22 protein-coding genes and 1 tRNA gene are annotated in these 24,677 nt (G+C 69.7%); 2 read left to right on the top strand and 21 right to left on the bottom strand.

Going from position 1 to position 24,677, the window contains the following annotated elements:
- Nucleotides 1-111 precede the first annotated feature (111 nt).
- From ACFY01_RS28030 to ACFY01_RS27930, 21 genes are all read right to left on the bottom strand, one after another.
- On the bottom strand, nucleotides 112-927 hold the full coding sequence (locus ACFY01_RS28030) for a F0F1 ATP synthase subunit delta (RefSeq protein WP_390738499.1): 816 nt from the start codon (nucleotides 925-927) through the stop codon (nucleotides 112-114).
- On the bottom strand, nucleotides 924-1,469 hold the full coding sequence (locus ACFY01_RS28025) for a F0F1 ATP synthase subunit B (RefSeq protein ID WP_390738498.1): 546 nt from the start codon (nucleotides 1,467-1,469) through the stop codon (nucleotides 924-926). The genes ACFY01_RS28030 and ACFY01_RS28025 overlap by 4 nt, the downstream gene beginning before the upstream one ends.
- 42 nt (nucleotides 1,470-1,511) lie before the next feature.
- Nucleotides 1,512-1,736, bottom strand: a complete 225-nt coding sequence (gene atpE, locus ACFY01_RS28020) for an ATP synthase F0 subunit C (protein WP_390738497.1) — start codon at nucleotides 1,734-1,736, stop codon at nucleotides 1,512-1,514.
- A gap of 74 nt (nucleotides 1,737-1,810) precedes the next feature.
- Entirely contained in the window at nucleotides 1,811-2,641 is an 831-nt protein-coding gene (gene atpB / locus ACFY01_RS28015; RefSeq protein ID WP_390738496.1) for a F0F1 ATP synthase subunit A, read from the bottom strand.
- A 225-nt stretch (nucleotides 2,642-2,866) separates the two neighbouring features.
- Entirely contained in the window at nucleotides 2,867-3,313 is a 447-nt protein-coding gene (locus tag ACFY01_RS28010; protein WP_390738495.1) for a hypothetical protein, read from the bottom strand.
- Nucleotides 3,314-3,601: 288 nt separating this feature from the next.
- Nucleotides 3,602-4,930 carry an MraY family glycosyltransferase gene (locus ACFY01_RS28005; protein WP_390738494.1) on the bottom strand — a complete coding sequence of 443 codons (1,329 nt, stop codon included), beginning with the start codon at nucleotides 4,928-4,930 and terminating at the stop codon, nucleotides 3,602-3,604.
- A gap of 141 nt (nucleotides 4,931-5,071) precedes the next feature.
- Nucleotides 5,072-6,331, bottom strand: a complete 1,260-nt coding sequence (gene glyA, locus ACFY01_RS28000; RefSeq protein WP_390738493.1) for a serine hydroxymethyltransferase — start codon at nucleotides 6,329-6,331, stop codon at nucleotides 5,072-5,074.
- 581 nt (nucleotides 6,332-6,912) lie between these two features.
- Nucleotides 6,913-7,590, bottom strand: coding sequence for a protein-tyrosine-phosphatase (locus ACFY01_RS27995; protein ID WP_390738492.1), 678 nt, complete (start codon nucleotides 7,588-7,590; stop codon nucleotides 6,913-6,915).
- Complete coding sequence (locus tag ACFY01_RS27990; protein WP_390738491.1) at nucleotides 7,587-8,234, bottom strand: L-threonylcarbamoyladenylate synthase; 648 nt, start codon at nucleotides 8,232-8,234, stop codon at nucleotides 7,587-7,589. Before ACFY01_RS27990 ends, ACFY01_RS27995 begins: the two co-directional genes overlap by 4 nt.
- 61 nt (nucleotides 8,235-8,295) lie before the next feature.
- The gene (gene prmC, locus ACFY01_RS27985) at nucleotides 8,296-9,135 is read right to left on the bottom strand and encodes a peptide chain release factor N(5)-glutamine methyltransferase (RefSeq protein WP_390738490.1); all 840 of its coding nucleotides are present in this window, start codon (nucleotides 9,133-9,135) and stop codon (nucleotides 8,296-8,298) included.
- A 108-nt stretch (nucleotides 9,136-9,243) separates the two neighbouring features.
- Nucleotides 9,244-10,320, bottom strand: a complete 1,077-nt coding sequence (gene prfA, locus ACFY01_RS27980) for a peptide chain release factor 1 (protein ID WP_390738489.1) — start codon at nucleotides 10,318-10,320, stop codon at nucleotides 9,244-9,246.
- Nucleotides 10,321-10,432: 112 nt separating this feature from the next.
- On the bottom strand, nucleotides 10,433-10,657 hold the full coding sequence (rpmE, locus tag ACFY01_RS27975) for a 50S ribosomal protein L31 (protein WP_019326867.1): 225 nt from the start codon (nucleotides 10,655-10,657) through the stop codon (nucleotides 10,433-10,435).
- Nucleotides 10,658-10,933: 276 nt separating this feature from the next.
- Nucleotides 10,934-12,064: an LCP family protein gene (locus tag ACFY01_RS27970; RefSeq protein WP_390738488.1), complete on the bottom strand. Its 1,131-nt coding sequence runs from the start codon at nucleotides 12,062-12,064 to the stop codon at nucleotides 10,934-10,936.
- A 206-nt stretch (nucleotides 12,065-12,270) separates the two neighbouring features.
- Complete coding sequence (locus tag ACFY01_RS27965) at nucleotides 12,271-13,989, bottom strand: trypsin-like serine protease (protein WP_390738579.1); 1,719 nt, start codon at nucleotides 13,987-13,989, stop codon at nucleotides 12,271-12,273.
- A 242-nt stretch (nucleotides 13,990-14,231) separates the two neighbouring features.
- Nucleotides 14,232-16,268, bottom strand: coding sequence for a transcription termination factor Rho (gene rho, locus ACFY01_RS27960; protein ID WP_390738487.1), 2,037 nt, complete (start codon nucleotides 16,266-16,268; stop codon nucleotides 14,232-14,234).
- 405 nt (nucleotides 16,269-16,673) lie between these two features.
- A complete protein-coding gene (gene thrB / locus ACFY01_RS27955; RefSeq protein ID WP_390738486.1) occupies nucleotides 16,674-17,603 on the bottom strand; it encodes a homoserine kinase in 930 nt (309 codons plus the stop codon).
- A 350-nt stretch (nucleotides 17,604-17,953) separates the two neighbouring features.
- Nucleotides 17,954-19,012: a threonine synthase gene (gene thrC / locus ACFY01_RS27950; protein WP_390738485.1), complete on the bottom strand. Its 1,059-nt coding sequence runs from the start codon at nucleotides 19,010-19,012 to the stop codon at nucleotides 17,954-17,956.
- Between the two features lie 6 nt (nucleotides 19,013-19,018).
- Entirely contained in the window at nucleotides 19,019-20,311 is a 1,293-nt protein-coding gene (locus tag ACFY01_RS27945; RefSeq protein ID WP_390738484.1) for a homoserine dehydrogenase, read from the bottom strand.
- A 188-nt stretch (nucleotides 20,312-20,499) separates the two neighbouring features.
- On the bottom strand, nucleotides 20,500-21,891 hold the full coding sequence (gene lysA, locus ACFY01_RS27940; RefSeq protein ID WP_390738483.1) for a diaminopimelate decarboxylase: 1,392 nt from the start codon (nucleotides 21,889-21,891) through the stop codon (nucleotides 20,500-20,502).
- Nucleotides 21,892-21,906: 15 nt separating this feature from the next.
- A complete protein-coding gene (gene nrtL, locus ACFY01_RS27935; RefSeq protein ID WP_390738482.1) occupies nucleotides 21,907-22,887 on the bottom strand; it encodes an ArgS-related anticodon-binding protein NrtL in 981 nt (326 codons plus the stop codon).
- A gap of 87 nt (nucleotides 22,888-22,974) precedes the next feature.
- Nucleotides 22,975-23,418, bottom strand: a complete 444-nt coding sequence (locus ACFY01_RS27930; protein ID WP_390738481.1) for a response regulator — start codon at nucleotides 23,416-23,418, stop codon at nucleotides 22,975-22,977.
- 197 nt (nucleotides 23,419-23,615) lie between these two features.
- Here ACFY01_RS27930 and ACFY01_RS27925 point away from each other — a divergent pair.
- Nucleotides 23,616-23,687: transfer RNA gene (locus tag ACFY01_RS27925), tRNA-Arg, on the top strand.
- Nucleotides 23,688-24,025: 338 nt separating this feature from the next.
- Nucleotides 24,026-24,634 carry a hypothetical protein gene (locus tag ACFY01_RS27920; RefSeq protein ID WP_361810010.1) on the top strand — a complete coding sequence of 203 codons (609 nt, stop codon included), beginning with the start codon at nucleotides 24,026-24,028 and terminating at the stop codon, nucleotides 24,632-24,634.
- Nucleotides 24,635-24,677 lie beyond the last annotated feature (43 nt).

Genomic DNA, 24,677 nt, shown 5'->3' with positions numbered 1-24,677 from the left:
GTTGGGCCCGAAGTTTCACTTGGGGGGTTGGGGGACTCCCCCCAATAAGAGGTGAATCCTCTGCACGGCCCAACCAGGGCCGTCGTGTACGTCTTGCGTGTTGAGTTGCGGCTAGCTCGCCATGCGGCGGGCGGCGTCCTCGAGCCGGTCCGCGAGGGAGCCGTTGATGACCTCGTCACCGACCTGCACCCGGATCCCGCCGACGACCTCGGGGTCGACGTCCAGGTTGAGGTGCATGCGGCGGCCGTAGAGCTTCGCGAGAGCGGCGCCCAGGCGCTGCTTCTGCGTGTCGCTCAGCGGCACCGCCGAGGTGACGACGGCGACCGCCCGGTCCCGCCGCTCGGCGGCGAGCCCGGACAGGGACTCGAGTCCCGCCTCCAGGCTACGTCCCCGCGGCGCGGTCACAAGGCGCGTCACCAGACGCTCGGTGGCCACCTTGGCCCGGCCGCCGAGCAGCCGGTGCAGCAGCTCGACCTTGGCGGAGACGGTGGCCTTGCGGTCGGTCAGCGCGGCGCGCAGCTCGGTGTTCGAGGAGACGATCCGGCCGAACCGGAACAGCTCGTCCTCGACGTCGTCGAGCGTGCCCGCCTGCTGCGCGGCGGTGAGGTCGGCGATGTTCGCCAGCTCCTCCAGCGCGTCCACCAGGTCGCGGGGCTGCGACCAGCGGGAGCGCGCCATGCCGGACACCAGGTCGGCGGTGGCACCGCTGACCTGGCCGCCGACCAGGCGCTGGACGAGCGTGGCCTTGGCCTCGCCGGGCTGCGCCGGATCGGTGAGGACCCGACGCAGCGACACCTCGCGGTCGAGCAGCGCGGTGACGGCCGCCAGCTCGTCGGCGAGCTGCGTCGCGTCCACGGACGTGGCGTCCGTCAGCGCGTCGAGCCGCTCACGTGCGGCTGCCAGTGCCTCGCGGCTCGCTCCGTTCATCGCGTGGCCTCGGCCTTCTCCTCGAGCTCGTCGAGGAAGCGGTCGATCACACGGCTCTGGCGGGCGTGGTCCTCGAGGGACTCGCCGACGAGCTTGCCGGCCAGTTCGGTGGCGAGCTTGCCGACGTCCTGGCGGAGCGCGGACGCGGCGGCCTTGCGGTCGGCCTCGATCTGCGCGTGACCGGCGGTGATGATTTCCTCACGCTGCCGCTGGCCTTCCGCGCGCATCTCGGCGATGAGCGTGGCGCCCTGCTCCTGAGCCTCCTGGCGCAGGCGCGCGGCCTCGTGCCGGGCCTCGGCGAGCTGGGCCTTGTACTGCTCGAGGACGCTGTGGGCCTCGGTCTGCGCGGCCTCGGCCTTCTCGATACCGCCCTCGATGGCCTCACGACGCTCTTCCAGGACCTTGTTGATGGTCGGGAGGAGCTTCTTCGCGAGGAAGCCGAAGACGATGACGAAGGCGATCAGGCCGATGACGAGCTCCGGCCACGGCGGAACGAGAGGGTTCTCCTTCTCGGCCGCGAGCTGAACCAGTGCGTGGTTCACATCAGTGCCTTTCGTCGAATGGGGCTGTCGCTGTCGTCCGTCTTAGTAGACGAACGGCATGACGAGGCCGATGAGGGCCAGCGCCTCACAGAACGCGAAGCCGAGGATCTGGTTGGCGCGGATCAGACCGGCCGCCTCGGGCTGGCGGGCGAGGGCCTGGGTGCCGTTACCGAAGATGATGCCGACGCCGACGCCCGGGCCGATCGCGGCGAGGCCGTAACCGATGGAACCGAGGTTGCCGGAGACAGCGGCGAGGGTCTGGGACATGCCAGTTCTTCCTTCTCTTTACGGACCGGTGGAGGTTGGCCACCGGACGACTGGGGGTTCGAGAGCGGGGGCGCTCAGTGGTGTTCGGCGAGCGCGCCCTGGATGTACGTGCAGGTCAGCAGCACGAACACATACGCCTGGACGGCCTGGATGAAGAGCTCGAACAGCGTCATCACAATGGTCATCGAGAACGACACGGCGGAGTAGGCGATGCCGATGCCGTTGAGCATGTACCAGCTGGCGACGGTGAAGAGCACCAGCAGGGTGTGCCCGGCGAACATGTTCGCGAACAGTCGGACGGCGTGCGTGAACGGGCGGACCAGCAGGTTCGAGAAGAACTCGATGGTCATCGACAGCGGCAGTACCGCGCCCAGCTCCTTGTCGTAGCCGGTCACGTTCTTGAAGAAGCCGACGAAGCCCTGACGCTTGAACGTCAGCACGACCCAGGTGATGTACACGATCGCGGCGAGCACGATCGGGTACGCGATGATCGCCGTCACCGGGAAAGAAGCGACCGGGATGATCGACCAGAGGTTCATCATCCACACGAAGAAGAAGAGCGAGACAGCCAGCGGGACGTACTTCTCGCCCTCGCGCTTGCCCAGCGTCTGGTAGACGATGCCGGTGCGGACGAAGTCGTAGCCGGCCTCGGCGACCATCTGGAGCTTGCCCGGGACGACCTTGGGCTTGGCGAAGGCGGCCCAGAAGAAGCCCACCACGATGATGGAGCCCAGCAGGGCCAGCAGCATCGGCTTGTTGAAGTAGAAGCCGTGGCCGTCCGCGTTGCCCAAGAGCGGCTCGAACATGAACGAGTGCAGGCCCGGTGCGACCTTGTCGAAACCACACCCGTCGAACAGGTGGCAGCTCGAGTCGAAAGCGAGCGTCTGCGTCGGGTCAGCACTCACCGCGGGCTCCTTCAGCGTGGCGCATAGGTACGGCAACCTCGTTGTGTCGGCGCGGCGTGCGGCCGCGGTTCGGCACGGGACTGGTGTTACGGATGTGGGGGCGGCTGTGGGGCATCTCGCCTCGCGATTGAGCAGGCGTCAGCTCGGATGCCCGCGCCCGCGATGCCGCAGTTGGCACCGGACGATAGCAGGATCTCTCTTGTGCCTTTATCCCGGGCCTACCTCTCACGACGAATGCCCTGACTTCTCGGGCTTGTCGCCCTTCGAAGAGGCGGTCGAGTCGGGCTCGACATAGAGAATCTTGGCGTTCATGTGGGCACGCGTCTGCGCGGCGATCCAGGTCAGGGTGCCGGCGACGAGAGTGAGCGCGAAGGCCTTGGGGTTGAACAGCGTCGTGTTCTTGAACGCTGCCACGAAGACGAAGAGCAACAGCAGCTGCGCGGCGTAGAGCATGAGGCCCATGGCCTGGAACAGATGCGGAAGCGATTTGGCGGTGCGCTGGAGCACGTAGAGACCGATTCCCATGAAGAGGATCACGATCACCGTCGCCACGGCCGCCCCGATCGCACCCTTGCCGCCCGCGACCACGCCGCTCACGACGGCGGCGATCACGCCGACGGCGGCCGTGGGTACGGCGGCCTGGGCAAGCATCCGGGCGTCATTGGACGGCATGGCGGCAACTCCGCTTTCACAGGGGGCAGGGTGTCGTCATGGACGAGCGTAGTCCCGGTCCGAGGGTTGGAGACCTCACGCCAAGGGACCGTCGCATCGCGGTCCTTCGGCTCTGTCCGGGGTTCTCGTGAACCGTATCACAAACTATTTGATGAGGTCTTTACCTCTAGGGTGTGCTTGCTGTCACACATGAGAGTGACAGTGCGCGTCTGTGCAGAAACCGGGGTGTCTTGTCTGGTATTTGGGGGCTTTGCTCCCCCACGACTTGGCAATGCTCTAGTCAGATTCTTACCTTGAGCCGCCGCCGACACCGGACCGCGAACGGGCCCCGACGGCCGTCGATCCGTTGACCCGGGCCACCGCGGAGGCGCCCGGAGCGGGATGCGCCGCGGCCTCCTCCTCGCCGTGTCCGACGGCCTGCGCGTGCTGCTCGTACGCCGCGGCCGCGCGCCGGCGCCGGTACCGCGGCGGCACGAAGTGCTCGGCCCAGCGCGGGGTGCGCGGGGTGAACCGCGGCAGCAGGAGCAGCACCAGGCCGATCGCGCTGAGGAAGACCACCCCGAGCACGATCCACATCGACGCGGAGTTCACCGAGTAGGCCAGCGCGCCGAAGCCGATCAGCGCCGACCAGAAGTACATGATCAGCACGGCCCGGCTGTGCGAGTGGCCGATCTCCAGCAGCCGGTGGTGCAGGTGCCCGCGGTCGGCGGCGAACGGCGACTGGCCGCGCCAGGTACGGCGCACGATGGCCAGGACCAGGTCGGCGGCCGGCACGGCGATGATCGTCAGCGGCAGCAGCAACGGGATGTAGACCGGCACCGTCTGGTGCACGGCCGCCTTCTCGGAGCCCGCGTACAGGTTCAGCGCGTCCGGGTCGACCTGCCCGGTGATGGAGATCGCGCCCGCCGCCAGCACCAGGCCGATCAGCATCGAGCCGGAGTCGCCCATGAAGATCCGCGCCGGGTGCATGTTGTGCGGCAGGAAGCCCAGGCACATGCCCATCAGGATCGCCGAGAACAGCGTGCCCGGGGCGGCGGCCTCGATGCCGTACGAGTACCAGATCCGGTAGGCGTACAGGAAGAACGCGGCGGCGGCGATGCACACCATGCCGGCGGCCAGGCCGTCGAGGCCGTCGACGAAGTTGACCGCATTGATCGTGATGACGACCAGCGCCACCGTCAGCAGCGTGCCCTGCCACTGGGTGAGCGCCACGTTGCCGACGCTCGGGATGGGCAGCCACAGGATCGTCAGACCCTGCATGACCATCACACCGGCAGCGATCATCTGACCGCCCAGCTTGATCAGGGCGTCGATCTCGAACTTGTCGTCCAGGACACCGATCAGCCAGATCAGGGCCGCCCCGGAGAGCAGGGCGCGCGGTTCGTTGGACTTGGTGAACGCCTCACTGAGGTTCGTGAGATGGTCCGCGACCAGCAGGCCCGCGCACAGGCCGAAGAACATGGCGATACCGCCGAGCCGCGGAGTGGGTTCCCGGTGCACGTCACGGGCCCTGATCTCCGGCATCGCCCCGGCCACGATCGCGAACTTCCGTACCGGCCCTGTCAGCAGATACGTCACCGCGGCCGTGATGCAGAGCGTCAGCAGGTATTCACGCACGGGCTTCCCCACAGGTCTCGCTGGCCATCTCAGCCCCACACCCTAGCGACGTACGCATATCTGTGGGGACTGCCGGGTAGCGACGATGGTTGCACGTAAGGCTGTGTGCTCGGGCGCACGTCGGCTCTTATGACGGTGCGGCTACCCGCCCTCAGCGGGAATACGGCCCGGATACGGCGGGAATCCGCGGGTCAGTTCCCGCACCTCGTCCCGAGCCGCCGTGAGCTGTGTCGCACCGCGCAGCACACCGGCGAGCAGCTCCGCGATCCGCGCCATCTCCCGCTCCCCCATGCCCTGCGTGGTCACCGCGGCGGTGCCCAGGCGAAGGCCGCGGGCGTCGCCGTGCGGCAGCGCGCAGCAGTCCAGGACGATCCCGGCGGCGGCGAGCCGACCCCGCGCGCCGCGCCCGTCGACGCCGAGCGGGGCCGGGTCGGCGGTGATCAGGTGGGTGTCGGTGCCGCCGGTGGTGACGACGAGGCCCTCGGCGGCGAGCCCGGCAGCGAGGCTGCGCGCGTTGGCGACCACCTGATGGGCATAGGCGCTGAACTCCGGCGTCGCCGCCTCGCCGAACGCCACGGCCTTCGCGGCGATGGTGTGCATCTGCGCGCCGCCCTGAGTGAAGGGAAAGACAGCCCGGTCGACGCGCTCGGCCAACTCGCCGCCGCACAGGATCATCCCGCCGCGGGGACCGCGCAGCACCTTGTGGGTGGTGGCGCACACGATGTCGGCGTACGGCACCGGACTGGGCGCCGCCCGTCCGGCGACCAGCCCTATCGGATGCGCGGCATCGGCGATCAAGTACGCCCCTGCCTCGTCGGCGACCTCGCGGAAGAAGGCGTAGTCGATGTGGCGCGGGTAGGCGATCGACCCGCACACGATCGCCTTGGGCCGGTGCGCACGGGCCAGCGCCCGCACCTGGTCGTGGTCGATGAGCCCGGTCTCCGCGTCCACGCCGTACCCGACGAAGTCGAACCAGCGGCCGGAGAAGTTCGCGGGCGAGCCGTGGGTGAGGTGGCCGCCGTGGGTCAGCCCGAGGGCGAGGACGGTGTCGCCGGGCCGCAGCAGGGCGGCGTAGGCGGCGAGCACGGCCGACGATCCCGAGTGCGCCTGCACGTTGGCGTGCGAGGCCCCGAACAGCCCCTTCGCCCGCTCCACCGCGAGCCGCTCCGCCACATCGACGATCTCGCAGCCCCCGTGATGCCGGGCCCCCGGATACCCCTCCGCGTACTTGTTCGCCAACGGCGAGCCGAGCGCGGCCAGCACCGCCGGTGACGTGAAGTTCTCCGCCGCGATCAACTGCAACGTCGTCGACTGCCGCTCCACCTCACCCAGCAGCACCCCGGCCACCTCCGGGTCCTGCCGCCGCAGAACATCGGCCTCAAGGGCATGAGCGACCGACATGACACCCTCCGGGCGATCGACGGTGACGTAGACCCAATGTAGGCCCACCCCGCCCACCCCGCCCGCCACCGAGCCCAGGCCCCTGTGGACAGCTGTCGACGGGGGCCTGGTGAGGGGCGGGGCCGGAGCTCGGTAGTCCCCCAAGGGCGACAGTCCCGGGCAGGGGCGCCGGGCAAGCTCCTGGGGCTCCAGCCCCGGGCGGGGTGCGTGGGCGGGGCGCGGGGGGCGAAGCCCCGCGGGGTCCCGGGGCGCCAGCCCCCAGGGGGTCAAGGGACGGTTCCCGCAAGGGGCCCGGAGATGCAGGGGCAAAGCCCCGCAGAGGTCCAGGGGCGGCAGCCCCCGACGGGGTGCAGGGGCGGAGCCCCAGGGCAAAGCCCCGCAGAAGTCCAGGGGGCGGCAGCCCCCGACGGGGGACAGGGGCAAAGCCCCGCAGAAGTCCAGGGGGCGGCAGCCCCCGACGGGGGACAGGGGCAAAGCTCCGCAGGGGTTCAGGGGGCGGCAGCCCCCTGGCGGGGTTGAAGGGGCGGAGCCCCTGGGGACGGGAATGGGTAGGGGCGGCGGGGGCGAATTCAGGCGGCCGGCTACATCCGCGCAGGGACGCCGGTCAGCGCCGTCACCACCGGGTCCAGCGCCTGGTGTATCTCGTCGCCGATCGAGCGGAAGAACGGCAGCGGCGCACCGTACGGGTCGTACACCTCGTCCGCCTCCGCGGTAGGCGCCAGCAGCCACCCCCGTAGCGCGGCCGCCGCCCGGACCAGCGCACGCGCACGCGCGACCAGCCCGTACTCCAGCCCAGGCAGCGTCGCCGGGTCGATGGCCCGCACCAGCCGGGTGAACTCCTTCAGGGTGAAGGTGCGCAGGCCGGCCGAGTGCCCCATGGAGATCACCTGCGCCCGGTGGTCCCGCGTGGCGGTCAGCACCAGGTCCGCCATGATCACGTGCTCGTCCAGCAGTTCGCGCCCGACGAAGCCGGAGGCATCCGCGCCGAACTCGGCGAGGACCGCCTCCGCGTTGGCCTCCATGGGCGCGCCCTCATGACCCCAGGTGCCCGCGCTCTCCACGATCAGCCCGCCGCCCAGTACGCCGAGCCGCTCCGCCACGAAATGGCGGGTCAGCCGCTCGGTGATCGGCGAGCGGCACACGTTGCCGGTGCTGACGTGGAGGATGCGGAAGCTGTCGCGCGGAAACCCGAACGTCGTCGTCTCTTCCGCGTTGTATCCACCGCCGCCTATGCCACGCCCCGCGTCAGGGGCCGTCAATTCGCCACCTCGAGGTCGGGTACGACCTTCCGCAGCTCGTCCGGTGAGATCGCGCCCTCCCGAAGCAGCAGCGGCACCTCGCCGGTGACGTCGACGATGGACGACGGCACGTTGCCGGGGGTGGGGCCGCCGTCGAGGTAGACGGAGACGGAGTCGCCCAGCATCTCCTGCGCGGCGTCGCAGGTCTCCGGCGCCGGGTGCCCGGTGAGGTTGGCCGAGGACACGGCCATCGGGCCGACGTCCGTCAGCAGCTCGATCGCGACCGGGTGCAGCGGCATGCGCACGGCAACCGTGCCATGGGTGTCCCCCAGGTCCCACTGGAGCGACGGCTGGTGCCTGGCGACCAGCGTGAGGGCCCCCGGCCAGAACGCGTCGACCAGCTCCCAGGCCAGCTCGGAGAAGTCGGTGACGAGACCGTGAAGCGTGTTCGGGGAGCCGATCAGCACAGGGGTGGGCATGTTGCGGCCCCGGCCCTTGGCGTCGAGCAGGTCGGCCACCGCCTGCGAGGAGAACGCGTCGGCGCCGATGCCGTACACGGTGTCGGTGGGCAGCACCACGAGTTCACCCCGGCGGACGGCGGACGCGGCCTCGCGCAGACCGGTCGCGCGGTCGGTCGCGTCATTGGTGTCGTATCGCCGTGCCATGTCTAGCGGGCCTCCTCGTACACGAAGTACACGAACTGCTGGTGGGGATGGATCGTGGCGGTCACGGCAGCGCCTTGCGCGCGGTCGCGAACCGGGGGCGGTTGTTGAGGTCCGGGTGGTCGGCCGCGTCGGCCCAGCCCCGCTCCTCGGTGAAGATCCACGGCACCTGTCCGCCCTGCGTGTCGGCGTGCTCGATGACGACGACGCCGCCGGGCCGCAGCAGCCGGTGCGCGGTGCGTTCCAGACCGCGGATGAGGTCGAGGCCGTCCTCCCCGGAGAACAACGCCAGTTCGGGGTCGTAGTCGCGGGCCTCGGGGGCGACGTACTCCCATTCGGTGAGCGGGATGTACGGCGGGTTGGAGATCACCAGGTCGACCTGGCCGTCGAGGTCGTGGAAGGCGTCCAGGGCGTTGCCCTGGCGCAGGTCGACCCTGGACCCCTCCATGTTCTTGCGGGTCCACTGGAGGGCCTCCTCGGACAGCTCCACGGCGTGCACCCGGGAGCGCGGGACCTCCTGGGCGAGGGCGAGCGCGATGGCACCGGATCCGGTGCACAGGTCGACGATGCTCGGCTCGACCACGTCCATGGCGCGTACCGCGTCTATGGCCCAGCCGACCACGGACTCGGTCTCGGGCCGGGGCACGAACACGCCCGGCCCGACCTGGAGTTCCAGGTACCGGAAGTAGGCCCGCCCGGTGATGTGCTGGAGCGGCTCGCGCTGCTCGCGCCGGGCGATGACCTCCCAGTAGCGGGCGTCGAAGTCGGAGTCCTTCACCGAGTGCAGCTGGCTCCTCTTCACGCCGTGCACGAACGCGGCGAGTTCCTCCGCGTCGTTGCGCGGCGAGGGCACGCCGGCGTCGGCCAGCCGCTGGGTGGCCTGCGCCACCTCCGCGAGCAGCACGCTGCGGGGGCTTGGGGGCCGCCCCCCAAATTCTTGCTGCACGCTCGTCCTCCGGTGCTCAGTACTTCGTCACGTGCGTGAACTGCGTCGTGACCTGCGTGACGTGCCTTACGCGGCCGCGAGTTTCGCCGCCGAGTCCGCGTCGACGCAGGCCTGGATCACCGCGTCGAGGTCGCCGTCCAGGACCTGGTCCAGGTTGTACGCCTTGAAACCGACACGGTGGTCCGAGATGCGGTTCTCCGGGAAGTTGTACGTGCGGATCTTCTCGGAGCGGTCGACGGTGCGGACCTGGCTGCGACGGGCGTCGGCGGCCTCCCTCTCCGCCTCCTCCTGCGCCGCGGCGAGCAGCCTGGAGCGCAGGATACGCAGTGCCTGCTCCTTGTTCTGGAGCTGGCTCTTCTCGTTCTGGCAGGAGGCGACGACCCCGGTCGGGAGGTGGGTGATGCGCACCGCGGAGTCGGTGGTGTTCACGGACTGGCCGCCCGGTCCGGAGGAGCGGTAGACGTCGATGCGGAGGTCGTTGGGGTTGATCTCCACGTCCACCTCCTCGGCCTCGGGGGTGACGAGGACACCGGCGGCGGAGGTGTGGATACGGCCCTGGGACTCGGTCGCGGGCACCCGCTGCACGCGGTGCACGCCGCCCTCGTACTTCAGCCGGGCCCACACGCCCTGACCGGGCTCGGTGGCACCCTGGCCGCCCTTGGTCTTCACCGCGACCTGGACGTCCTTGTAGCCGCCGAGCTCGGACTCGGTGGCGTCGATGATCTCGGTCTTCCAGCCGACGCGCTCGGCGTAGCGCAGGTACATGCGCAGCAGGTCGCCGGCGAACAGGGCGGACTCGTCGCCGCCGGCGCCCGCCTTGATCTCCAGGATGACGTCCTTGTCGTCACTCGGGTCGCGCGGGACGAGCAGCAGGCGCAGCTTCTCGGTGAGTTCCTCGCGCTGCTTCTCCAGCTCCTTGACCTCGGCCGCGAAGTCCGGGTCGTCGGCGGCCAGTTCGCGCGCGGTGTCGATGTCGTCGCCCGTCTGCTTCCAGGAGCGGTACGTGGCGACGATCGGGGTGAGCTCGGCGTAGCGCTTGTTGAGCTTGCGCGCGTTCGCCTGGTCGGCGAAGACCGACGGGTCGGCGAGCTTCTTCTCCAGGTCGGCGTGCTCGGCGACGAGTTCCTCGACGGCCTCGAACATCTTGGGCTCCTGATACTGCGGGGTGATGGCTGGCGGGCGACCAAAAACGCCGGTCCCGGCGCGGCGCCCTCCGGGGAGGGGCCGCGGCCGTGGACCGGCGGATCGGTGCTCGCTACTTCTTGGAGCCGGCGGCAGCCTTGCCGAAGCGGGCCTCGAAGCGGGCCACACGGCCACCGGTGTCGAGGATCTTCTGCTTGCCCGTGTAGAACGGGTGGCACTCGGAGCAGACCTCGGCCCGGATGGTGCCGGACTCGATGGTGCTGCGGGTGGTGAACGACGCGCCGCAGGTGCAGCTGACCTGCGTCTCGACGTACTCGGGGTGGATGTCGCGCTTCAAGGTGTCTCCTAGGTTTCGGGAGGGCACCGGGTCGCTTCCGCGGGGTGCGGCGGCGTGAACCGGGGCCGACGTACCAGTCTGCCAGGACTGGGGCCATCCCCCAAAACCGGGGGTTCGCGTTTTCTATTCCCTGTGGGCCGGGGGTGGGTCTGCGCAGGACGGGGTGCCACTTCTTCGCCGTCGGCGGCTGCGGGTTCGTCGTGGTTGATCGCGCCCACGCGGCGGAGCCGCATATCGATACAGCCCGCGCCCCTTCGGGGCACGTACAGCCAGCCCCTATGAAGAAGTCACGACGCCCTTGGCCTCGCCCGTCGCCGTGCCCTTGACGGCGCTCGCCGGGACGGGCCGGTCGTTCTTGAGGGCCGTCCAGACCTGCTTGGCCTTGGTCTGCTGGACGATGACGCGGTTGGGGTTCGCGGGGTCGTACTGGACCGGCATCGTGACCATGCGCATGTGCGAGGAGCTGATGCCCTTCAGGCCGTCGGCGAAGCCCGTGAGGGAGTTCACCGAGCCCAGGTCGGAGTCGGTGGTGACGGTCTTGGTGGCGGTGTCGGCGAGGTCGAGCAGCTTCTTCGGGTTGGTGAAGACGCCGATGTGCTTGACCTGGTTGACCAGTGCCTTGACGAAGGCCTGCTGGAGCTGGATGCGGCCGAGGTCGGAGCCGTCGCCGACGCCGTGCCGGGTGCGGACCAGGCCGAGGGCCTGCCGGCCGGTGAGCTGGTGCGTGCCGGCCTTGAGGTCCAGGTGGCTCTGCGGGTCCTTGATGCTCTTGGTGGTGGTCACCGGGACGCCGCCGAGCTCGTCGATGAGCTTCTGGAAGCCGGCGAAGTCGACCTCGAGGTAGTGGTCCATGCGCAGGCCGGTGAGGGTCTCCACCGTCTTCACGGTGCAGGCGGCACCGCCGGTGGAGTACGACTCGTTGAACATGACCCCCCGGGCCGCGGGGTGGGTGGTGCCCTTGGTGTCGGTGCACTCGGGGCGGTCGATGAGGGTGTCACGGGGCATGGAGACCACGGTGGCCTTCTTGTGGCCCTCGTAGACGTGCACGATCATCGCCGTGTCGGAGCGGGCGCTGCCGTCGTCGGTGCCGCCGCCGAGCTTCTTGTTGGAGCCGGAGCGGGTGTCCGAGCCGAGGACCAGGATGTTCTCGGAGCCGTTGTCGGCCTTGGCCGGCCGGTCCGTGCCGAGCGCCTGGTTGATGTCGACGCTCTTGATGTTGCCGTTGAGCTTGAAGTACACGTACCCGATGCCGGTGCCGCCCAGCACCAGTACACCGCCGGCGGTCCAGGCGGTGATCACCAGGGCCCTGTGGCGCCCGCTGGGGGCCTTGCGGCGGCGCCCCTTGGATCGGCGGCCCTTCGTGCCGGGCTCGGTTATCGCGGGCTCCGGCGTGCTCTCGGCAGACATGTGCTCCTCGAATTCTCGTCCGGTCGGTTACCCCCTGCTTTCAGGGACAGGCCTGGTCTCGCGACCCTTACCGCACCATCGTCACTCCCCCGGGTCAGACGGGGAAACTCGGCAAAGGGTTGCACAACGGACCGTGCCCACCGCGTACGGCGGTGGGCACGGTGCGTAGCCGGACGGGCAGGGTCATCACCCGCTCACCTGCGGGTTCAGCCGAAGATGTCGTACTTGTCGAAACCGGTACCGACCGACACACGTGTGGCAAAGATCTCGCTGGTCGCCTTGCCGGTGCCCTTGTACAGGTAGAGCGTGCCGCCGGGGGTGCGGGCCAGGAAGTCGGCCCTGCCGTCGCCGTTCACGTCACCGACCGCGTCGAAGGCGTTGTACGTCGTGCTGCTCCACGTGCGCACCTTGACCCGGGTGGAGAACGCCCCGGTGCCCGACTTGCCGGTGCCCTTGTACAGGTAGACGTCGCCCGTGCTGCTCCTGCGTGCCAGCAGGTCGGCCTTGCCGTCGCCGTTGAGGTCGCCGTGGCCGCGTACCGAGTTGTACTGGTTCCAGCCCGTGCCGACCTCCACGCGGGCGGCGAAGCCGCCGTTGCCCTTGCCCGGGTAGAGCCACATCGTGCCTCCGGAGTCGACGGACAGCAGGTCGGGCAGGTAGTCGCCGGTGAGGTCGCCGGGGGCGATGATGCGGGTGCGGGTCTTCCAGTTGTCGAAGATCTGCTGCGTGCTCCAGGATCCGCTCGACGTCACGTAGTGGCTCCAGAAGACGGCACCGGAGGCGCTGTCGCGCACGACCAGGTCCTGGTAGCCGTCACGGTCGAGGTCGGTCTGGAGGACGACGTTGACGCCGCTCCAGCCGCCCCAGGACTGGCGGGCGCCGAACGCGCTGCCCGTGGAGTCCTTCTCGTAGCCGGTCTTGGTGGCGGACTCGCGCACCCACAGGTCGGCCTTGTGGTCGCCGCTCAGATTGGTGTCGTCGATGCGCGGGTAAGCGGCGCCGACGTAGGTGCTGACCTTGGTGAAGACGCTGTAGGAGCCCTTCGCCACGCAGTCCTTCACGCCCCAGGAGACCACGCCCACGATCCGGTTGCCGACGATCAGCGGGCCGCCGGAGTCGCCGTTGCAGGAGGCGGTGGTGCCGGTGTCGCTGCCGGAGGCGGGCTTGCCCGCGCACACCATGTGGCCCTTGATGAAGTCGGTGCCGTAGGCGCCGGCGCAGGTGCTGTCCGACTGGATGGGCAGCGTGGCCGTCTTCAGCGTGTCGGAGATGTCCTGGCTGGTGGAGCTGGTGCGGCCCCAGCCGTACAGCTTGGCGCTGGTGCCCGCGGCGTACGAGGCGGTGTCGCCGGACGTCGTCATCCGGATCGGCGTGGCCTTGATCGCGACCGGCAGGGTGAGCACCGCCAGGTCGTTGTCGATGGTGTTCGCGCTGTACGCCGGGTGGTTCCACTGCCGCCAGACGCCGGTGGCGGTCCCGCCGTGCAGGTCGGTGTTGCCCGAGTCGTCGGTGGTGGCCAGCTGGGAGGTGCCCGTGATGACGGCGCCGTTGGCGTGCCAGTCGTAGCCCTTGACGCAGTGCGCGGCGGTGAGGATCTTCGTCGGCGCGACGACGGCGCCGCCGCAGAAGAAGCCGAGGTCGTCGCTCGTGTCGGTGGTGCCCTTGTCGTCGTAGTACCAGAGCTGGGCCATCCACGGGGCCGACGTGATGGTGGTGTCGGTGCCACCGATGATCTTCGGGTCGGCGGTGGCGGTGTTCGTGCTCGCGCTCAGGGACGACTTCTGGGTCGTCTGCCCCGCGGTGTCGTCACCGGCGAGGGCGCCCGCGACCCGCTTCTTCAGTTCACCGAGCGACGGCGAGCTGATGGCGGCCGGCTTGACCGTCGGCGTCGGCGGTGTGGTGGCCGCGCCGGCGGAGGAAGTCATCACCGCGGCGGCGACGGCCGCGGCCACACCGGCGGCGGCGAGGGGAAGTGCGATGCGTATCCGGCGTCTGTGCCGGCCACTGCCGGACGTGGTTGTGCTCAAGGGGGTCCCCAGGGAGGCAAGAGGTGGAAGGGACGCATGGTGCGTCCGTCCTACTCAGCGCCAAAAGGCCGCCCCCCGTCACTGGTGTGACGGGGGGCGGCCCGGAAAACGCCTGGCGAGGCCCTGAGCGAGGCCCTGCCTCAATCTCCGTTGCCGGGGGTCGGCGTCGTCTTCTGGATCTGCATCAGGAACTCGACGTTCGACTTCGTCTGCTTCATCTTGTCGAGCAGCAGCTCGATCGCCTGCTGCTGGTCGAGCGCGTGCAGCACCCGGCGCAGCTTCCAGACGACGGCGAGCTCCTCGTTGCCGAGCAGGATCTCTTCCTTGCGGGTACCGGACGCGTCGACGTCCACCGCCGGGAAGATGCGCTTGTCGGCGAGCTTGCGGTCGAGCTTGAGCTCCATGTTGCCGGTGCCCTTGAACTCCTCGAAGATCACCTCGTCCATGCGGGACCCGGTGTCCACCAGGGCGGTGGCGAGGATGGTCAGCGAGCCGCCGTCCTCGATGTTGCGGGCCGCACCGAAGAAGCGCTTCGGCGGGTACAGGGCGGTCGAGTCGACACCACCGGACAGGATGCGGCCGGAAGCCGGCGCGGCCAGGTTGTACGCACGGCCCAGACGCGTGATCGAGTCGAGCAGCACGACAACGTCGTGACCCAGCTCCACCAGACGCTTGGCGCGCTCGATGGCGAGCTCGGCGACCGTGGTGTGGTCCTCGGCCGGGCGGTCGAAGGTCGAGGAGATGACCTCGCCCTTGACCGACCGCTGCATGTCGGTGACCTCTTCCGGACGCTCGTCGACGAGGACGACCATCAGGTGGCACTCGGGGTTGTTGTGCGTGATCGCGTTGGCGATGGCCTGCATGATCATGGTCTTGCCGGTCTTCGGCGGGGCCACGATCAGACCGCGCTGGCCCTTACCGATCGGCGACACGAGGTCGATGATGCGGGTCGTCAGCACGCCCGGGTCCGTCTCCAGGCGGAGGCGGTCCTGCGGGTAGAGCGGGGTCAGCTTGTTGAACTCCGGGCGGCCGCGGCCGTGTTCGGGCGCCATGCCGTTGACGGAGTCCAGGCGGACCAGCGCGTTGAACTTCTCGCGCCGCTCGCCTTCCTTGGGCTGACGGACCGCGCCGGTGACGTGGTCGCCCTTGCGCAGGCCGTTCTTGCGGACCTGGGCGAGGGAGACGTACACGTCGTTCGGACCCGGCAGGTAGCCCGACGTACGGATGAAGGCGTAGTTGTCGAGGATGTCCAGGATGCCCGCGACGGGGATCAGGACGTCGTCCTCGGCCACCTGCGGCTCGGCGATCTCGTCGCGGCCACGACGGCCACGGCGGTCGCGGTAGCGGCCGCGACGGCCACGGCGGCCGCCGTCGAAGTCGTCGTCGTCCTGCGGACCGGTGTTGCGGTCCTGACGGCCGCCGCCCTGCTGCTGACCCTGCTGACGGTCCTGTCGGTCCTGACGACCGCCGCCCTGACCCTGCTGCTGGTCGTCACCCTTGCCGCCACGGCGGTCGCCACGGTCACCGCGGTCACCGCGGTCGCGGTCCCGGCCGCGCTCGCGGCGGTCGCGACGCCCACGGCCCTCGCCGTCACCGGCGTCACCCTTGGCGGCGTCACCCTGCGGCTGAGCCTGCTGGGCGGGCGTCTCGGCCTTGGGCTCGCTCTTCGCCTCGGCGGCGATCGTCTCGGTACCGCTGCCCGCCGGGGCACCCGCCTCGGCGGTGGCACGGCGACGGCGGCGCTCGGTCGGGGCGTCGTCGCCGGCGGCCGGCTGGCCGGGAATCTCGATCTGCTGCTGGGCCACGGCCTTCTCGGCGGGCGCCGCGGCCTTGTCGGCCTTCTTCTCGGCGGCCTCCTCGCCCGTACGGGCCTTGGAGGTGGCACGGCGCTTCGGCTTGGTCTCGGCGGGGGCGTCGGCCTTGGCGGCCGGGGCGGCGCCGCCTCCCGCCTGCGCCTCCTTGATGACCTCGATCAGCTGGCTCTTGCGCATACGCGCGGTGCCCCTGATGCCGAGGCCGGATGCGACCTGTTGCAGCTCGGCCAGCACCATGCCCTCGAGGCCGGTACCGCGGCGCCGCCGGGAGCCGGCACCGGTGGCAGGCGCGGAGGCGTCCGTGGCGGGCGCGGCAGCGGTCTCCTCGACACGTGCGCCCATCAGATCGGTGGTGTCGCTCACGAAGGGTCCTTCCCTGGAGCGGACGTCGGCCTGTCTGGCTCGGCGACCGTTTGTGCTGTCCGGCTTCGGTTCTGTCTCTGTGAACCAAGCCGGGGCGGTGGTCCGCCAAAGTGGCGGAGGGAATATCTGGTGATGGCGCTTCCACGAGCCGTGACACCCAGTGTCACGTGGCGTGGTAGCACCGATTCCGGAGCGTGCCCAGCGGCCCGCTCAGTGCCCGCGTACGAGGTGCTGCCCAGGTACGACGCACGGAACACGGAGTGGCTTGGGAGACTCCCGGAAGAATGTCTGTCCCGGACGGGGACACGAAGCACCTCGCCATGGTGGGGTCGGGTGCAGACTTGAGATTAACACTACCGGATCCAACAAACATTCCCCCTCTCCAAATCCGGCAACCGAACGCTTTTAGATATCCCCGGGGGCCGCGAGCGGCAGGACGCTCGCTCCCTGGGCATCCAGGCTCAGCCGGTTGGCGGCCCAGCCGGCCCCCGCCAGCCGTTCCACCTTGTCGGCGGTGCCCGCGTCGGCCAGCGCCATGACGGTGGGCCCGGCGCCGGAGATCACCGCGGGGATCCCGTCCGCCCGCAGCCGCTCCACCAGCGCGGCGCTCTCCGGCATCGCCGGGGCGCGGTACTCCTGGTGGAGACGGTCCTCGGTGGCGGGCAGCAGCAGCTCGGGGCGCCGGGTCAGGGCCTCGACGAGCAGGGCGGCGCGGCCCGCGTTGACGGCGGCGTCGACGTGCGGCACGGTGCGCGGCAGCAGTCCGCGCGCCGTCTCGGTCAGTACCGGCTTTCCGGGCACGAAAACCACCGGAACGATGGAATCCTTGGGCTCCATCCTGATCGCCCGCGCGGCGCCGCCCTCCATCCAGGAGAGCGTGAAGCCGCCGAGCAGACAGGCCGCCACGTTGTCGGGGTGCCCCTCGATCTCGGTGGCCAGTTCGAGCAGGGCGGTGTCGTCGAGCTTGGCCTCGCCGCCTATGGTCACCGCCCGGGCGGCGACGATGCCCGCGCAGATGGCGGCGGAGGAGGAGCCCAGGCCGCGGCCGTGCGGAATGCGGTTCGCGCACACGATCTCGAGGCCGCGCGGCTGGCCGCCGAGCAGGTCGAAGGCGGTGCGCAGGGAGCGTGCGAGCAGGTGGCTCTCGTCACGCGGCAGCGTCTCGCTGCCCTCCCCCGCGATGTCGATGTGCAGCCCGGAGTCGGCCACCCGGACGACCACGTCGTCGTACAGCCCCAGCGCGAGGCCGAGGGCGTCGAAGCCCGGGCCGAGGTTGGCGCTGGTGGCGGGGACGCGCACCCGGACGGCGGCGGCGCGGAACGCTGGACCGGCCATCGCTCGATGACTCTCCTTGAGCTGCGTGATGGTCGAATGACATTCGATACGTACGTGAGGCCCTCCGGCCGCGCAGACGGCGCGGCACCCTGCCATATGCGGGGCATATGCAGTAGGCGGGTTCAGTACAGCCTATCGAAGGAAGGTTCTGTGGCGACATAGGGCGCACAGGAGGCGCACGATGCGTGTCGTGGGCCCCTTGTGCCCCCTCCCTAGGGCGTCCCCAGGTTCAGACGCCGCGGGGAGCCGCCGGGTTGCCCGGTGCGGGCGGGTTCTCCGGCGGTTCCGCGGAATCTCGGGTGGGTCTACGGGCGGCCTGCGGTGGGCCTCCGCCGGCCCTGCGGCAGATCTCAGGCGAGGCCGAGGCGCTCGGCCGCCGTCGCCGCGTCGACCGGGACGGTGACCGGCTGCGGGGCGCCCGCGACGGCCCAGTCGGGGTCCTTCAGGCCGTTGCCGGTGACCGTGCACACGATCCGCTGCCCCGGGTCGACCTTGCCCTGCTCGGCCGCCTTCAGCAGACCGGCCACGGACGCGGCGGACGCGGGCTCCACGAAGACGCCCTCCTGCGCGGCCAACAGCCGGTAGGCGCGCAGGATTTCACGGTCCGTCACCTCGTCGATGGAGCCGCCCGACTCGTCCCGCGCCGCCAGGGCGTACTGCCAGGAGGCGGGGTTGCCGATGCGGATCGCGGTGGCGATGGTCGACGGGTCCTTCACGACCTCGCCGCGCACGATCGGAGCACTGCCGGAAGCCTGGAAGCCCCACATGCGAGGAGTCTTCGCGGCGACACCGTCCGCGGCGTACTCCTTGTACCCCTTCCAGTACGCGGTGATGTTGCCCGCGTTGCCGACCGGGAGGACGTGGATGTCGGGGGCGTCGCCCAGCATGTCCACGATCTCGAAGGCGGCCGTCTTCTGCCCCTCGATACGCACCGGGTTGACCGAATTGACCAGCGCCACCGGGTAGTTCTCACTCAGGGCGCGGGCGAGCGTGAGGCAGTCGTCGAAGTTGCCGTCGACCTGGAGGATCTTCGCGCCGTGCACGAGGGCCTGGCCCATCTTGCCGAGCGCGATCTTGCCCTGCGGCACGAGCACCGCGGAGACCATCCCGGCGCGCACCCCGTACGCGGCGGCGGAGGCGGAGGTGTTGCCCGTGGAGGCACAGATGACGGCCTTCGCCCCCTCCTCCTTGGCCTTGCTGATGGCCATGGTCATGCCGCGGTCCTTGAAGGACCCGGTGGGGTTCGCGCCCTCCACCTTCAGGTGGACCTCGCAGCCCGTGCGCTCGGAGAGCACCTGCGCGGGCACGAGCGGCGTGCCGCCCTCGCGGAGCGTCACGACCGGCGTGGTGTCGGATACCGGCAGCCGGTCCCGGTACTCCTCGATGATTCCGCGCCACTGGTGGGTCATTGCTGGTTACTCTCCTTCAACCCGCATGATGCTGGCGACACCCCGCACGGTGTCGAGCTTGCGCAGCGCCTCGACGGTCCCGGTCAGGGAGGCGTCGGACGCACGATGGGTGACGACGACGAGGGAGGCCTCGCCGTCCTTGCCCTGCTGCCGAACCGTATCGATCGACACCCCGTGCTCGGCGAACACGGTCGCCACCTGGGCGAGAACACCCGGTTTGTCGGCGACGTCGAGGCTGATGTGGTAGCGCGTGACGACATCACCCATGGGCGACACCGGCAGCGCGGCGTACGCCGACTCGCCGGGCCCGGTGGACCCGCTGAGCCGGTTGCGGCAGACGGCGACGAGGTCGCCGAGCACGGCGGAGGCGGTGGGCGCGCCGCCGGCGCCGGGACCGTAGAACATCAGCTGCCCGGAGGCGTCCGACTCGACGAACACGGCGTTGTAGGCACCGCGCACGGAGGCGAGCGGATGGCTCAGCGGGATCATCGCGGGATGCACGCGTGCGGTGACGGAGGCCCCGTCCTTCGAGCGCTCACAGATGGCGAGCAGCTTGATGGTGCAGCCCATCTCCTTGGCGGAGGCGAAGTCGGCCGCCGTCACCTCGGTCATGCCCTCGCGGTAGACGTCGTCGAGGCGCACCCGGGTGTGGAAGGCGATGCCGGCGAGGATGGCGGCCTTGGCGGCGGCGTCGAAGCCCTCGACGTCGGCGGTCGGATCGGCCTCCGCGTATCCGAGCGCGGTGGCCTCGTCGAGCGCCTCCTGGTACCCGGCCCCCGTGGAATCCATCTTGTCGAGGATGAAGTTGGTGGTCCCGTTGACGATCCCGAGCACCCGGTTGACCTTGTCACCGGCGAGGGACTCGCGCAGCGGCCGGATCAGCGGAATGGCACCGGCGACGGCGGCCTCGTAGTACAGATCCTTGCCGTTCGCCTCGGCCACCGCGTGCAGGGCGGCGCCGTCCTGGGCGAGGAGGGCCTTGTTGGCGGAGACGACGGAGGCGCCGTGCTCGAAGGCGGTGGTGATGAGCGTACGGGCGGGCTCGATCCCACCGATGACCTCGATGACGACATCGAGGTCACCGCGTTTGACGAGGGCGGTGGCGTCGGTGGTGACGAGCGCCGGGTCGATGCCCTCACGCACCTTGGAGGGCCGCCGCACCGCCACGCCCGCGAGCTCCACGGGGGCACCGATGCGGGCGGCGAGATCAGCGGCGTGCGTCGTCATGATGCGCGCCACCTCTGAGCCGACAACCCCACAGCCCAGCAGCGCCACCTTCAGCGGACGCGTACGCATCATCCGACCTCGTTTCCTCATACCGTCTACGGTTGGACCAGTCTCACTCACCGGACGGGACTTTCTATGCCATGTCCGGATCGTGAGACATCTATTTCATTTCGGGGCACGGAAGAGACCGAAGATCTTCCGGCGGCCGCCACTCATGCGCGCGCTCACGCGGTCACTCCGCACTTTTCCCGCCCTCATCGTCAGCCGACATCGAGACGCAGCAGGTCCTCCTCCGTCTCACGACGGACGATCACCCGGGCCTCGCCGTCGCGCACGGCGACGACGGGCGGCCGGAGGACGTGGTTGTAGTTGCTGGCCATGGACCGGCAGTAAGCGCCCGTCGCCGGGACCGCGATCAGGTCACCCGGTGCCAGGTCGGCGGGCAGGAACGCGTCCTTGACCACGATGTCCCCGCTCTCGCAGTGCTTGCCGACCACGCGCGCGAGCATCGGGGCGGCGTCGGAGGTGCGGGAGACGAGGGCGACGCTGTACTCGGCGTCGTACAGCGCGGTGCGGATGTTGTCGGACATGCCGCCGTCGACGGAGACGTACGTCCGCAGCCCGTCGAGGGGCTTGATGGTGCCGACCTCGTACAGCGTGAAGGCGGTCGGCCCGACGATGGCGCGCCCGGGCTCGACGGAGATACGAGGCGTCCGCAGCCGTGCGGCCTCGCACTCACGGGTGACGATCTCGGTCAGCGCCTTGGCGATCTCGTGCGGCTCACGGGGATCGTCGTCACTCGTGTACGCGATCCCGAGCCCACCCCCCAGGTCGATCTCGGGCAGTTCCACCCCGTGCTCGTCACGGATGTCCTTGAGCAGCCCGACCACCCGGTGCGCGGCGACCTCGAACCCGGACATGTCGAAGATCTGCGACCCGATGTGGGAGTGGATCCCGATGAGCTCGAGCCCGTCGAGCTGAAGCGCACGGCGAACGGCTTCCGCCGCCTGCCCGCCCGCGAGCGGAATCCCGAACTTCTGGTCCTCGTGGGCGGTGGCGATGAACTCGTGGGTGTGCGCCTCGACGCCCACGGTGATACGGATCTGCACCCGCTGCCGCTTGCCGAGGGACTGGGCGATGTGGGCGACGCGGACGATCTCCTGGAAGGAGTCGAGCACGATGCGCCCCACCCCCGCCTCGATGGCCCGCCGGATCTCGCTCTCGGACTTGTTGTTGCCATGGAAGGCGATGCGGTCGGCGGGCATCCCGGCGGACAGGGCGGTGGCCAGCTCCCCACCGGAGCAGACGTCGAGGTTGAGCCCTTCCTCGTGCAGCCACCGCACGACGGCACGCGACAGGAACGCCTTGCCGGCGTAGAAGACGTCTGCGTCGGGCCCGAAGGCGGTACGCCAGGCACGCGCGCGGGCACGGAAGTCGGACTCGTCGAGGATGTACGCAGGTGTGCCGTACTCCTCCGCAAGGGCCTTGACGTTTGTGCCACCGACGGACACGACCCCGTCGGCGTCCCGGGTGACGGTCTGGGCCCACACCTTGGGGTCGAGGGCGTTGAGGTCGGTGGGGGGCGCGGAGTAGTGCCCCTCGGGGAGGATGTCGGCGTGGCGGGGCCCGGCAGGGTGTGCGGAACGACTCATCTTGGGCGTGCTCTTTCAGAGGTGGTCGGGTGCGTCGATGCCGAGCAGGGACAGGCCACCGGCCAGCACCGTCCCGGCGGCTTCGGCGAGGGCGAGCCGGGCACAGTGGGCGGCCGAGGGTTTCTCCTCGCCGCGCGGGAGCACGGTCAGCAGGAAGGGCAGCGCGGCATCGGCGACGGTGACGAGGTGCCGGGCGAGCCGGTCCGGGGCACGGTGGGTGGCGGCCGCGGCGAGGATGCGGGGGTGGTCGGCGAGGGCGGTGACGAGGGCGCCGGCCTCTGTGCTGGTGGGGTCACCGGGTTCGGCGGTGAAGCCGAGGCGGGCGGCGTTGCGGGTGAGGGCCCGGGTACGGGCGTGGGCGTACCGGACGCGGAAAAGGGGATTGCCCTCGCGTTGGACCAAATGATCGGCGGTGATCCGGGGCCGGTCGTGCGGGGCGGGATGGAGCAGGGCCCACTGGGCGGCGTCGAGCCCGAGCGGGGCGGGGTCCTCCGGGGCGGGCACGGGCCGCAGATTGACGGGCTCACCGTGCTCCACCTCGACGCGCCCCCCTTGGGTGGCAACGATCCGCACGAGCGCATCCGCGATGACCTCGGCCCGAACGTCGTACGGCACACGGAGAACGACGACCTGCCCGGCAAGAACATCACTGTGCCCGTAAGCAGACCCTCGCTCGCGCACCTCCCGCACGAGCCCAGCGGCGGGGTCGGCCTCTGTCTGTAGGCAGATATTGAGGAACCCCGGCCCGGTGACGACGACATCGCCGACACCCTCGGAGTCGATGAGATGCGGCCGCAGTATCTCGGCGACCCGCAGGGGAGGCTGCCCGGCCGGGCGGGCGAGCTGAAGCGCGATGTTGGTGGCGTAGTCCCCGCACCCTCCCGGCCCGGGAGGCGTGACCACGACCCGCTCCGGAACGGTGACACTCAGCTCCCCTACATCGACGGCACGACGCACCGCGTGCAACACGGTGCGGGAGAGCTCGACGGGGGTCACGGGACAAGGGTAGGGGAGGAGGGGGGTGGGTAGGCGAGCCGGTTTGGGCGGGTGTCCCGCGATACGGACACGGTCACTGCCACTGCCTTACCGCTCCTGATATCCCTGCCGCTCGTGATGCTGATGCCGATCACCGGGCTCGGCCGTGTGCGGCGCTTCCCCACCCACGACCACCGTATCGGCCCTCCCCCGGTCGATCAGCCGCCGGACGAGCTGCACGAGCTCCGCGGGCTCGAAGGGCTTGGCGAGGAAGGCGTCGACCCCGGCATCGAGGCCGGCCTCGACCTCGTGCTGCGTACACGCGCTGACGATGGCCAGCGGAAGATCACGCGTCCGCGGATCGGCCCGCAACCGCTCGGCGGTCCGCAGCCCGTCCAGACGGGGCATGACGACGTCCAGCGTCACGACATCGGGCCGCACCTGATGAACGACATCCAGACACTCGGCACCATCAGCCGCGGTCACGACCTCGAGACCCTCCAGCTCGAGATTGACCCTGATCAGCTGCCGGATGACCTTGTTGTCGTCCACAACAAGCACCCGCCCCGACGCGCCTGGCACAACTCGAGAGTAGGTCCGGACCGGCCACCGCGTCCGGGTTTTCCCCACTTCCACCCCGTCCGAGCGACGCGCCCGTTCCCCCGCCCCCGGAAACCCGTTCATGAACACCCCATCAGAGCTGGTAGTGTTTCACCCGTCGCCAGGAGCGAACAGCTCCCGACCGACACGCCCCCGTAGCTCAGGGGATAGAGCAACGGCCTCCGGAGCCGTGTGCGCAGGTTCGAATCCTGCCGGGGGCACCCTTCATGAGGTGCCCAAAGACCCCGTCACCAGCGGAAACGCTGAGGCCGGGGTCTTCGCGTATGTGCAGGCGTATGCAGCGCTGAGCGGCCCTATGTCGGGGTCTGTGGACTATTCGTGGACAGGATCTTGAGGCGTCTGCCCTGGTCAGCTGCACAATCCGAGCAGCCGCCCACATGTCCACAGGCCGCGTACCAGACGTCAACGACAGGGAGGTCGCCGGCAACGCCACACAGCGGCTCCCTCCTCGGCGATGCCAGGGATTGCACCGAGCCAGGCAGGCGGGTTGGCTACCGTCTGATCGTCAGGGGAAGTCAGTAAGTCCCAGGGGGTGGGGATGTCGAGCGGGACCTTCTCTGTGATCGTTGCGAGCGTTGGTGTATTCGGCACGCTGGCCTCAGCAGTGATCACTCAAGTGCTCGCGCAGCGTGCCGAATCGGCAAGATCGGAGAGGGAGAAGCAGGTCCGTATCGCGGAACAGCGAGCTTCTGAAGATCAGCGGAAGATCGATCAACTCCGAAACTGCTACGTTCAACTGAACGCCAACGATCGCTACTACAGAGATGCGATGCTGGCGTACGCCTACGCGCTCAAGTCGGGATCAGCCGACGCGGAAGCAGCGGAAGTGAATACTGCGCGGCGCGCCCAACGGGACACCCGCGCTGAAGCTCAGCTGGTGGCAAGCGATGCAGTACTAAAGATCGAGAGCCGCGTGAACGCCCAGCTCACGACCGCCTACAGGGACCTGATGGACGCAGCGGGCGAGTCGGACTCATCCGCTCGTCAGGCGAAACTCAGCCGCGTCATCCCTCGCCTGAACTCACTCACCGCGCAACAAGGACACGTGCGAGCACTCATGCGCGTTGAGGTGCGTGCCACTGAAGAACTCCCAGACTGGTACGACCCCGAGATCGGGCCAGCAGCGCATTGGCAACACAGCCACTGATCATCTACAGCCGACGTTACGGAAGGCGCAGGCCCCCCGGAGA

Origin of the sequence: Streptomyces sp. NPDC001480 (assembly GCF_042894725.1) — a bacterium.
In the GTDB taxonomy this organism is placed as follows: Bacteria; Actinomycetota; Actinomycetes; order Streptomycetales; family Streptomycetaceae; genus Streptomyces.
This window is presented reverse-complemented; position numbering and strand designations above follow the sequence as displayed.

What these genes read in the sequence shown, in the direction of transcription:
- thrB (WP_390738486.1), bottom strand. Translation starts at nt 17,603, where the DNA reads ATGGCCGGTCCAGCGTTCCGCGCCGCCGCCGTCCGGGTGCGCGTCCCC.
- ACFY01_RS27965 (WP_390738579.1), bottom strand. Translation starts at nt 13,989, where the DNA reads ATGACTTCCTCCGCCGGCGCGGCCACCACACCGCCGACGCCGACGGTC.
- thrC (WP_390738485.1), bottom strand. Translation starts at nt 19,012, where the DNA reads ATGACCCACCAGTGGCGCGGAATCATCGAGGAGTACCGGGACCGGCTG.
- ACFY01_RS27920 (WP_361810010.1), top strand. Translation starts at nt 24,026, where the DNA reads ATGTCGAGCGGGACCTTCTCTGTGATCGTTGCGAGCGTTGGTGTATTC.
- ACFY01_RS27970 (WP_390738488.1), bottom strand. Translation starts at nt 12,064, where the DNA reads ATGTCTGCCGAGAGCACGCCGGAGCCCGCGATAACCGAGCCCGGCACG.
- ACFY01_RS27990 (WP_390738491.1), bottom strand. Translation starts at nt 8,234, where the DNA reads ATGGCACGGCGATACGACACCAATGACGCGACCGACCGCGCGACCGGT.
- ACFY01_RS27945 (WP_390738484.1), bottom strand. Translation starts at nt 20,311, where the DNA reads ATGATGCGTACGCGTCCGCTGAAGGTGGCGCTGCTGGGCTGTGGGGTT.
- glyA (WP_390738493.1), bottom strand. Translation starts at nt 6,331, where the DNA reads ATGTCGGTCGCTCATGCCCTTGAGGCCGATGTTCTGCGGCGGCAGGAC.
- prfA (WP_390738489.1), bottom strand. Translation starts at nt 10,320, where the DNA reads ATGTTCGAGGCCGTCGAGGAACTCGTCGCCGAGCACGCCGACCTGGAG.
- atpE (WP_390738497.1), bottom strand. Translation starts at nt 1,736, where the DNA reads ATGTCCCAGACCCTCGCCGCTGTCTCCGGCAACCTCGGTTCCATCGGT.
- lysA (WP_390738483.1), bottom strand. Translation starts at nt 21,891, where the DNA reads ATGAGTCGTTCCGCACACCCTGCCGGGCCCCGCCACGCCGACATCCTC.
- ACFY01_RS28030 (WP_390738499.1), bottom strand. Translation starts at nt 927, where the DNA reads ATGAACGGAGCGAGCCGCGAGGCACTGGCAGCCGCACGTGAGCGGCTC.
- ACFY01_RS28010 (WP_390738495.1), bottom strand. Translation starts at nt 3,313, where the DNA reads ATGCCGTCCAATGACGCCCGGATGCTTGCCCAGGCCGCCGTACCCACG.